This window comes from Thermoleptolyngbya sp. M55_K2018_002 (genome assembly GCF_015295965.1).
GTDB lineage: Bacteria > Cyanobacteriota > Cyanobacteriia > Elainellales > Elainellaceae > Thermoleptolyngbya > Thermoleptolyngbya sichuanensis.
Map to the genome: position 1 here is coordinate 1 of NZ_DVEA01000184.1, position 9701 is coordinate 9701.

A 9701-nucleotide genomic window follows, 5' to 3' on the forward strand; every position below is an offset into this window, starting at 1 on the left:
TGCCTAACTCCCCAAAACAGGGGTATTATGCAGACAATCGTCAGCCTATTTCCCCGATTTGGGATCTTAGACAGACAATCCTGACTGCCTGACAGATCTTTTCTAATCGACGGTAGCAGCAGGTTTACAAACAATGGAACGAACTCGATGAAACCAAATGTGGTCATCGTAGTCACGCTTTGCCTTGAGTGAGGCGAAACACGCTTGAGGATCGTTGGGCAACAAGGGAACGCAAGGCAAGAAGGGTCTTCCTTTATGAATCCCCCCTTGCAACCAGCGGAGTCCGATTTTGAGATAGCTAATGCCACGTCGCCAGTGCGGGTCTACCTGTTGTCTCAAGCCTGCTAGTTGCACCGCCATGCCTTGGGTCGTGGCAAACAGCAGGGCAATGGCAGCGACTAGATAAAGGCGCTCGAGGGCAGCAGCAGAGCGCAAGCGCGAGTCTTCTAATTCAAAAGCGCCAGACTTGCTATCCAAAAATAATTCCTCTACCCGGAACCGCAAGGCATATTGCCAGAGTGTCTGCAAGGTCGGGGGTTCATCGGTGACAACCGCCCAAGAGTCTTTGGCTCCCTGTACCGTTGCAACCACCAAGTTACAGCGATGTTCGCCATCGAGCCACAAGCTCACATTCTCGTAGAGTCGGGCTTCTCCGAGGGGAGGATAGAGCGTCCCGACCATCAAAGGATAGCGTCGTGTGGTATGGATCAAGACATCACAGGGTAATCGTAAACAGTAATGCCAGCGGCTCTGCCGTAACCATTTCATCAATTCATGATTAGCAAAGCCTCGGTCAGCTAACAGCATCACAGCAGGATGATGCCGCAACAGCCACCGAGCACGGCGCAAGACAGGTTGGTACTCCTCAAAGGCAACGGTGGCACTGCCATGTTCGAGGACTCGCCACAACAAGGGAACCGCCCGTCCACAGCAGACCACCGACAGGTGAATCATGCAAAAGCGTTCCCACAAAACCGTCGTATCTAAGGCTAAATACAGTCGCTGTTGCTTCCACCCACTCAGGGCCGCCAGCACCAAGGGGACGTAAATTGCCGTCACACTAATGCGGCAATTGTCCATAAATCGCTGCCAGCGCCGCTCAGTACTTTGCGCTTTCGTGGCTCGACTGTACACATACGGCTCCCATGCAGCTAGGTTCAATTCTCCGCTGTAGAGCAAGGCATTCACCATCCACGCCAGAGTTTTCAAGTGGCGCAAATCGCAGACACGACTGTGTTGACTCAACTGGTCGAATAGTTGACCATACAAATGGGTAGAGGGTGTCATGATTTTGGGCTGTTGTGTGGTAACTCTAGCCTCTCATAACTCTCTGCCCTCTTCGCTAATTCCCTTGTGTTTATTCGGTTTCACCTACTTCTGTCAGGCAGTCAGCATACTGGCTACAAGCTTGATGTGACGACGCTTGGTGCGTAGTTTTGCGCTGGATGTCTGTCAAAGCTAAAGACCTTAGCTGATACAAAGCTTATGTTTTTTGTAGAAGCTCTGTGACACGGGGCTTCCGCAAAAAAACGATTTAGCTACCCAATTTAGTCGAATTGGACATCAAACATAAGAATGGTTGTAAATAATGAGCGCTACTCTGCAAATTTTTGATCAAGAAATTGCTGTAGAATCTATCATTCCTCTGCTGGAACGCTATCAGCTTTTGCCTCAGCTCAAGCGAGAAATGATCATTGACCGGGCGATCGCCCCTATGGACTGCACTGAGGAAGACATCGCCTCCATCCGCCAGCAGTTGCCCCACCCTCCAGAAGGCGCTAAGGAAGCAACTGCTGAGGCGATCGCCCGCTGGGTGAAGCTGCAAAAGTTTAAGCAAGCCCAGTGGCAGCATAAGCTCGACCATTACTTTTTGCAGCGCAAAACGCAGCTCGATCAAGTAATTTACTCATTGCTTCGGACACAGGATGCCGACCTGGCCAACGAGCTATATTTTCGTCTGCTAGAGGGGGAGCAAACCTTTGCAGACCTGGCCGCGCAATATTCCCAAGGTCCGGAGGCGGCAAAGGGCGGATTGGTGGGCCCGGTAGAAATCGGCGCTTATCATCCCAGCTTTGCCCATGTCTTGGCGACTCGCGCACCGGGCGACCTGGTTGCGCCGCTATCGCTCGAAGATTGTGTGGTGATCATTCGCATCGAGCAAAAGATTCCCGCCCGATTTGACGAAGCGACCCAGCAACGCCTGCTGGATGAACTGTTTGCTGCGTGGCTCGATGCAGAACTGCGGGCCAGCTAGAAACTCTACCGGATCGCTCTGGGAGCGCTTTTGGAACGGAATGGGATCGCCTGCTTCGATAGCTTAGAAGCAGAGCAGGGGAGATACCCGACTCAACTCAAACTTAAGTAAGCCATATCATACCTTATCAAAGGAAGCACCATGCTGATCAAACTCTCATACTTTTTGCAAAGCGTGCTGCTGACGGGCGCACTGATGACCACGGCGATCGCCCCGCCTAGCCCAAGGCTAACAACCGCAATTCAGATTGCTCAAGATTGTGTGGCATCCGGCGGCACTTATCATACTTTGACTGCGGGGCACTGGATTTGTTTGTATCCGACTCCCGATCAGACCGGAACGCTGGGACTGTATTGCAATGTCGTGCAGACGTGCGATCGCCTGATGGAGACTCGCCGCCCAGACCACACCGCCAGCCTGTTGTGGGAACCTATGGTTCCAACTGAACGCATTGATGACTGAACGTTGCCATTAGCTTATCTAACCTGCTGTAACGAGTGAGAGGCGCTCTGCGGAGTCGCCACCCCTCGGCTCGTCACAACACACTCCTACAAACCTTGAGGATACTTCCATGACGACGCTACAACCGATTGAGCAATCCCGATTCGACTCGCCCGAACTCGACCTGCCCCGATTCGACCCAGCCAAAGCCGAAGCTTTTGCCGAAACCCTGGTGGGCACGCTGAACAGCGGCGCACTGGCGCTGATGATTTCCATCGGACATCGCACTGAACTGTTTGACACTCTGGCAGAACTGCCGCCCGCCACCAGCCAGCAAATTGCTGATGCAGCGGGGCTGAACGAGCGCTATGTGCGGGAGTGGCTGGGCGCAATGGTGACCGGTCGCGTGGTGGACTATGACTCAGTTACTCAGACCTATAGCCTGCCTGCGGAACACGCCGCATTTCTGACGCGGGCCGCCGGATCGGACAATATTGCCGTTTTCGCGCAATACATTCCCCTGCTGGGCGCTGTTGAGGATGCGGTGCTGGAATGCTTCTATAAAGGCGGCGGCGTTCCCTATTCTGCTTACAAGCGCTTTCATGCCGTCATGGCCGAAGACAGCGCACAGAGCGTAGTGTCGGCGCTGTTTGACCATGTGCTGCCGCTGGTGCCAGGGCTGACGGAGGATCTGGAGCGCGGCATCGACGTGCTGGATGTGGGCTGTGGCAGCGGTCGCGCTCTGATCCGCATGGCGCAGGCATATCCCAATAGCCGCTTTACTGGATATGACTTTTCTCCGGAGGCGATCGCCATTGCGAATGCAGCCGCACAGCAATATCTCCTGTCAAACATCCAATTTCAAGTACAGGATGCGGCACAGATCGATGAGAGCGATCGCTACGATCTGATTACCACCTTTGATGCGATTCATGATCAGGCGCATCCCGACCGGGTTCTCCGCAATATTCACCGTGCGCTTCGTTCGACGGGCACGTATCTGATGCAGGATATTCACGCCGCTACGGACGTGGGTGGGAATCTAGAGCATCCAGTGGGAACACTGCTGTATACCATCTCTTGCCTACACTGCATGTCCGTCTCTCTTGCCTATGGCGGCATGGGTTTGGGCGCAATGTGGGGACAGGATCAGGCCTTGCAAATGCTGGCAGAGGCCGGATTTGAAACGGTGGAAATCAAGCGACTGGCGCACGACTTCCAGAACGACTACTACATCGTTCGCAAGTAAGTTCCTAATTCCCCCACGCTTATGTGTACCCTTTGCTCGATGGCGGCACGGTTTCAGCGTGCTGATGGAGACGCTTTGTCTCGGTTCAACGTGGCTCAGTTTTCAGCAGCATTGCAATCCCCACAAGACGGACGCAGTGCTGCTGAAGCCCTCCCTAAACCAGAAGCCTCCTCCAAACGCGCAAGCACGCGATTCTCCCAGCCAATTTACGCATCCAAAACCATCTTTCTCTCGCCCTTGAAAGCCCAATCTGGAGACAGTCAACCATGAAACTTTACCTGCTAAATGTCCAGTCTTACGAACATCTGCTGAACGCAACTAGGACTGCCAAACGGCAAACAAACGCGCACCGCCGACTGAAGACCGTTTGGCGGGCGATCGCCCAGACCTTTTCCCACAGCCATGATCCCAAGATCTGTACCATTGAGACACGCACTGGGCAAACAATCTGGCAAGTTTACGATCCAATCACCAACCACAGAATCCGGTTCGATACCGAAGCCGAGGTGCGAATTTGGTTGGATCAGCGCTTCCGGACTTAGCCCCTGCACGAGAGGGTGTTCTTGCAACGTGCGATCGCACTGCCCCCAATCGCGCAGATTGAAAAATCTCAAGGCTGGGAAAATGCTCGCAAAGAATTGACTACCATCGATTCTAGACGCTTTAAGAACACCCAAATCTCTACACGGGTTGCATAGCTGTCTGCATCGTTCTACATCATTTTGGGTCAAGTCATCTCTTCAGGTCTTTAGAACTTTGGAGGCAAATTCGGTGAATCGGATCAAACTCTTTCGCGCCATGCTGTTTGTCGCAACGCTTATTCTTGCACTGGGCTTTCCTATCCACGGAACGGATGCGGGAACGGCGATCGCCCATGCAGATCACCCTATCCAGGCACCAATCGCAATCGCCCCCCCATCCCCCACGGCTCCCCTATTTGACAACTTGGGCAATCACCATCACCCCGTGTCTACCCGCAATCCCCTGGCGCAACGCTATTTTGACCAGGGACTCATTCTGGCCTATGGGTTCAACCATGCCGAGGCGCTGCGCTCCTTTCAGCAGGCTGCCGAACTCGACCCCACCTGCGCCCTCTGCTACTGGGGCATGGCCTACGTGCTGGGGCCCAATATCAACGCCGCGATGGAAGATAGCGACGTGCCGACGGCCTGGGCGGCTATTCAAAAAGCCGTGCAACTGGGGGGCAATGCGAGCGATCGCGAACGCGCCTACATCCACGCCCTCGCCACCCGCTATGCGCCAGAACCCGTAGAAGACCGCACCGAACTCAACCGGGCCTATGCCAACGCCATGCGCGATGTGGCGCAGCGCTATCCCAATGACCCAGACGCGGGCACGCTGTTTGCCGAAGCGCTGATGGACACGACTCCCTGGGACTATTGGGACGAGTCGGGCAATCCCACCGACGCAGGCGCAGAAATTATCGCCACGCTGGAATCGGTGCTGGAGCGGTTTCCCAACCACGTCGGCGCATTGCACCTCTACATTCACGCAGTGGAGGCGCAGCGGCCAGAACTGGCAGCCGACGTGGCAGATCGCCTGCGGGATTTGAATATCCAAACCAGCCACCTGCTCCATATGCCTGCTCACATTTACCTGCGGGTGGGGCGCTATCACGATGCGGTGGTGGCCAATCAGCGGGCTGCCGCCAACGACCGGGAATATGCCCAGGCGCACCATCCCGACGGCATTTTCCGAATTGCCTATATGCCCCACAATCACCATTTCCTCTGGTATGCGGCGATGATGGCTGGTCAGCGGCGAGAGGCGGTGGAGGCGGCGCGAAACACGGCCCATCTAGTGGAGCGATCGCTCTGGAAAGAACCGGGTTACGGTACGCTGCAACACTACGCCGTGATTCCGCTCTATACCTCCGTCAAGTTTGGCCTGTGGGACGAAATTTTGGCAGAACCCAAGCCAGAGGCGGATCTGGTCTATCCAACGGGCGTGTGGCACTTTGCACGAGGCATGGCGCTGGCCGCGAAGGGCGAGGGGCAAGCAGCCGCGCAAGAACTGAAAGCACTGAAGGCGATCGCCGCTGACCCAGCCCTGGACGGGGTGACCATTTGGGACATCAACTCGACGGCAGATTTGCTGAAGATTGGCGTGGAGGTGCTGTCGGGCGAACTGGCCGCCAAGCGGGGCGATGTTTACGGGGCGATCGCCCATCTAGAAGCAGGCGTGGCGCTACAAGACCAGCTTAACTATGACGAACCCGCGCCCTGGTATTCGCCCGTGCGCCAAAACCTGGGAGCGATGCTGCTGCAAGCGGGCCACCCTGCGGAGGCAGAGCAGGTGTTCCGCGATGACCTGGCGACTTATCCCAACAACGGCTGGTCGCTCTATGGCCTGGCGCAAAGCCTAGAGGCTCAGGGCAAAACAGACGAAGCCCGACAGGCCCGCGCCCAGTTTCGCTCAGCATGGCAACACGCTGATGTGACGCTGACCGCTGCCCGGTTCTAGCTGGATTTGCGATTTTGGATTTGCGATTTTGGATTTGTGATTTTGGATTTGCGATTTTGGATGCTGGGTCAAGCCTCTGCAAGGCTTCTGTCCCTTGCACTTGCAGCGCCCCTTCAGAAAACTGCCATCTGGAAACTGCTATCTGGAAACTGCCATCTGGAAGAAGTGCGAGGGCGGCTTTGAAAACCGCTAACGGGTTGCGCCGATCAGGTTGGAGGACTTGATTTCTCTGGCGGGAATGCCCACCACCGTCGCACCGGGGCGAACGTCTTTCGTGACTACGGCATTGGCTCCGATGCGAGCGCGATCGCCAATCGTCACCGGCCGGATAATCTTTGCGCCCGCGCCAATATCCACCCCATTGCCCACCTTCACCCCTGCCACCAGCGTCACTTGCTGCAAAATCAGGCAGTTTGCACCCACCTCCGCATCGGGATGGATAATCACGCCGTTGGGATGCGTCAGCAGCAGCCCACCGCCCAGCTTGCAGGTGAGGTGAATTTCCGAAGCAGACACCACGCTCCAAAAGCGGTAGTGCAGCACGGCGACCTTGCTGCCCAATAGCCCTAGCAATCCACCGCGTCGCTTCCAGGTCTGATAGCGACGAATAGAGCGCAAAAGCTGCCGACCGGGGTCCCACCAGCGTTTTAGCTGCTCTCGACTCCAGTCGGGCTGGGCAATGGTTAACTCTGCATCCCTGAATTCGTTCCTGAATTCGTTCCTGAATTCGTCCATGAATTGAACGGTTCCCCTTGACGCAACGTTCTGGTAGCGGATGGCGAGCGATCGCCGATCGAGGGTAGTTCCCCTTAGCATCCGTTGACGCTCCCTTACAGCGTAGAAACACTGAGACGCAAAGATACTACCACAGTTCAATCGGGGGAACCGTTTTCCCTGCAACTCCTGTGCAACGAACTTTTCCCAAGAACAGCTGCTATTCCGCCAGTTGTTTGAAGATATCCTGCATTTTAGGAATGCCCTGCGCGTCAAAGCTAATGGAGTTGGTATTGAGTGCAGCCATTTGGGGTCGTTTTCCCAGTCTGCTGTGGATTTGGCTGGATGGGGGAAATAGCGGAAGAGAGTTTGCCGATTGGGTGTTGCAGAGCGACCACTAGATTTTGCGCGTGGTGCGTCGCCCTCAGCAGACTAAAGGTAGAGATGTATCTACAATGTATCAACAATCGGCATCAACAATCGGCAATTGATTCAGTGAGGCGATTACCTGCTCAGAAAACACAGAGGGCGATCGCCCTTCCATCCGTGCGTCAGTCTTTCTTCATCGGCGGACAGTCACATAGGGTAGACTGTTGCCCTGCCCTTGTCCCAGTTTTTTTCCTGAGGTTTCTTTGCAAGCCTGGGTCTCTATTGCTTGACTTATTGAGAATTTATATCAATAATGAGATGACAGTTCATGCCTAGCTCTCGACTGGGCGTGATCTGCCTACCCAGGCACATTGCTCGATATTCACAAGCCCCACGAAGGTTAAACAGCCCATGAGCCAGTGTCTTTGCTGCAATGCAAGCCTATTGCGCCATTTTCGTAGTTCAGGGGTGTATTGGTTTTGTCCCAGTTGCCGACAAGAAATGCCGAGCTTTGCCCTAGCAGTTGAGAATCCTGCCCAAGGTGCGCGATCGCCCCACACCATAGGGTGTGAAACAGGTGCAAGCTCATTGAGCAGAGTTCCATAGCAGAACCGCTTGAACAGGCAGTTGCCTGCTGAATCGTTCGACCCTAGCCTGCATATCGTTCCCAACCATGCTAAAGCTTAATCCGGCTACCAAGCGCTCATTCAAACGTCGGGAGTCCCTCCCCGCCTACCCGCAGCACCTTTGGCTGATAGAAAGCGGTGCGGTGCGAGCCTATACGCTGATGGAAGACGGCACGATTGTCGGTTTGGGATTTTGGGGAGTAGGCGATCAGGTTGGACAACATCTGACCTGCATTCAGCCCTATGAGTTGGAGTGTCTGACTGAGGTGCAAGCCAGGGCGATCGCCCTAGATGACTGCGTGGACTTGTCTCAGACGCTGCTTTCCCATCTTTATCAAGCACAAGAGTTAGTTGGCATTCGCAGTGGACAAGTTCCCCTAAGGCTTCAGCGTCTGCTAGAGTGGCTCTCAAATCAATTTGGAGAAACACACGAGCAAGGGAAACTAATTAATCTGCGACTGACCCATCAAGACATAGCCGATGCACTGGGCACAACGCGGGTAACGGTGACTCGCTTACTCAATCAGTTTGAGCGAGAGCGTCGAATTTGCTGGATAGAGCAGTATCTCCTGCTGCCCCAGAGTAGCCACAGCCATCTGGTTACCTGACAAATCTTTTCCCCTCATCCCTAAATTCCTTCTCCCACAAGGGGCGAAGGGACTTGAACTGCCAAACCTGGGTCAAAAGCCCCTCGCCCGCTCTGGGAGAGGGGTTGGGGTGAGGGTGCTTCGAGTTTTGTCAGTCAATCAGCATAGCCATACGTAAAGATAAGCCAGTTGCCTCAAAATAGCCTCGAATCATAATGACTTAGGAGTGTTGAAAAGCAGTGCTATCACCAAACATGATCAATTGCTTGAATGAGCAAATCAACCTGGAAATGTTTTCTTCTCATCTCTATCTACAGATGAGTTCCTGGTGCGCCTACAGAGCATTGGACGGCTGTGCATCATTTCTCAATCAGCACGCTGATGAAGAAATGATGCACATGCGTCGCCTCATTACCTATCTTCAAGAAACGGGCGCGTTGGCGATTCTTGGAAGTATGGAAGCCCCTGCTCATAACTTTCAATCGTTGACTGAGATGTTTGAGAAGATTTATGCTCATGAGCAATTCATCACGAGTAAAATCAACGACTTGGTGCATCTGGCTAATACTGAACCTGACTATCCAACGCTACAGTTCTTGCAATGGTATGTTGCGGAGCAACATCAAGAAGAATTTTTATTCAAGAGCATCTTAGATAAGATTCATCTGATTGGTACTGAAGGACAGGGATTGTTCTTTATCGATCGAGAAATTGGCGGTTTGGCGGCTGCGGCAACTTCTGCGGCAACTTCAGAGCCTGCGCGTGCATAAAGATCTGAAAACCTGACTGCCTGACACATCTCGCTGACACATCTCTGGGAATTCCTGATTTCTCGTAGGAGACGCTGGCCCAAAAGCCTCTTCGACCAAGCCCTCCGGCTCCAGATCAGAGGCTATGGGCTTCGGCTCCTAGACGACATATTTTCAGGGCTTTTGGGACTTGTAAGTAGATAGACCAGATTAAAAAACAGATCCCGA

10 protein-coding genes are annotated in these 9701 nt (G+C 54.0%); 7 read left to right on the plus strand and 3 right to left on the minus strand.

Translation table 11 applies throughout. The features are described 5' to 3' along the window. Positions 1 to 102 precede the first annotated feature (102 nt). Positions 103 to 1287 (minus strand): transposase, encoded by a 1185-nt coding sequence (locus IGS51_RS08975; RefSeq protein WP_297078085.1) that lies wholly within the window; start codon positions 1285 to 1287, stop codon positions 103 to 105. 301 nt (positions 1288 to 1588) lie between these two features. Here IGS51_RS08975 and IGS51_RS08980 point away from each other — a divergent pair, with 301 nt between their 5' ends. From IGS51_RS08980 to IGS51_RS09000, 5 genes are all read left to right on the plus strand, one after another. Beyond that, complete coding sequence (locus IGS51_RS08980) at positions 1589 to 2254, plus strand: peptidylprolyl isomerase (protein WP_297078086.1); 666 nt, start codon at positions 1589 to 1591, stop codon at positions 2252 to 2254. A gap of 141 nt (positions 2255 to 2395) precedes the next feature. Continuing rightward, a complete protein-coding gene (locus IGS51_RS08985; RefSeq protein ID WP_297078087.1) occupies positions 2396 to 2716 on the plus strand; it encodes a hypothetical protein in 321 nt (106 codons plus the stop codon). A gap of 109 nt (positions 2717 to 2825) precedes the next feature. Then, positions 2826 to 3944 carry a class I SAM-dependent methyltransferase gene (locus tag IGS51_RS08990; RefSeq protein ID WP_297078088.1) on the plus strand — a complete coding sequence of 373 codons (1119 nt, stop codon included), beginning with the start codon at positions 2826 to 2828 and terminating at the stop codon, positions 3942 to 3944. A 266-nt stretch (positions 3945 to 4210) separates the two neighbouring features. Further along, positions 4211 to 4486: a hypothetical protein gene (locus IGS51_RS08995; RefSeq protein WP_297078089.1), complete on the plus strand. Its 276-nt coding sequence runs from the start codon at positions 4211 to 4213 to the stop codon at positions 4484 to 4486. Between the two features lie 229 nt (positions 4487 to 4715). After that, complete coding sequence (locus IGS51_RS09000; protein ID WP_297078090.1) at positions 4716 to 6428, plus strand: tetratricopeptide repeat protein; 1713 nt, start codon at positions 4716 to 4718, stop codon at positions 6426 to 6428. A gap of 189 nt (positions 6429 to 6617) precedes the next feature. Here the strand turns inward: IGS51_RS09000 and IGS51_RS09005 are convergent, their stop codons facing one another. Together IGS51_RS09005 and IGS51_RS09010 are read right to left on the minus strand one after the other, a co-directional pair. Beyond that, entirely contained in the window at positions 6618 to 7244 is a 627-nt protein-coding gene (locus IGS51_RS09005; RefSeq protein WP_297078091.1) for a DapH/DapD/GlmU-related protein, read from the minus strand. A gap of 667 nt (positions 7245 to 7911) precedes the next feature. After that, a complete protein-coding gene (locus tag IGS51_RS09010; RefSeq protein ID WP_297078092.1) occupies positions 7912 to 8115 on the minus strand; it encodes a hypothetical protein in 204 nt (67 codons plus the stop codon). Positions 8116 to 8184: 69 nt separating this feature from the next. Here IGS51_RS09010 and IGS51_RS09015 point away from each other — a divergent pair, with 69 nt between their 5' ends. Next, complete coding sequence (locus tag IGS51_RS09015) at positions 8185 to 8745, plus strand: Crp/Fnr family transcriptional regulator (RefSeq protein ID WP_297078093.1); 561 nt, start codon at positions 8185 to 8187, stop codon at positions 8743 to 8745. Between the two features lie 218 nt (positions 8746 to 8963). Then, complete coding sequence (ftnA, locus tag IGS51_RS09020) at positions 8964 to 9494, plus strand: non-heme ferritin (protein WP_367279296.1); 531 nt, start codon at positions 8964 to 8966, stop codon at positions 9492 to 9494. The last annotated feature ends 207 nt before the right edge of the window (positions 9495 to 9701 follow it).

Bases quoted from the DNA above. Each gene is read 5' to 3' on its own strand.
- IGS51_RS08975 (WP_297078085.1), bottom strand. From the start codon at position 1,287: ATGACACCCTCTACCCATTTGTATGGTCAACTATTCGACCAGTTGAGT.
- IGS51_RS08980 (WP_297078086.1), top strand. From the start codon at position 1,589: ATGAGCGCTACTCTGCAAATTTTTGATCAAGAAATTGCTGTAGAATCT.
- IGS51_RS08985 (WP_297078087.1), top strand. From the start codon at position 2,396: ATGCTGATCAAACTCTCATACTTTTTGCAAAGCGTGCTGCTGACGGGC.
- IGS51_RS08990 (WP_297078088.1), top strand. From the start codon at position 2,826: ATGACGACGCTACAACCGATTGAGCAATCCCGATTCGACTCGCCCGAA.
- IGS51_RS08995 (WP_297078089.1), top strand. From the start codon at position 4,211: ATGAAACTTTACCTGCTAAATGTCCAGTCTTACGAACATCTGCTGAAC.
- IGS51_RS09005 (WP_297078091.1), bottom strand. From the start codon at position 7,244: ATGCTAAGGGGAACTACCCTCGATCGGCGATCGCTCGCCATCCGCTAC.
- IGS51_RS09010 (WP_297078092.1), bottom strand. From the start codon at position 8,115: ATGGAACTCTGCTCAATGAGCTTGCACCTGTTTCACACCCTATGGTGT.
- IGS51_RS09015 (WP_297078093.1), top strand. From the start codon at position 8,185: ATGCTAAAGCTTAATCCGGCTACCAAGCGCTCATTCAAACGTCGGGAG.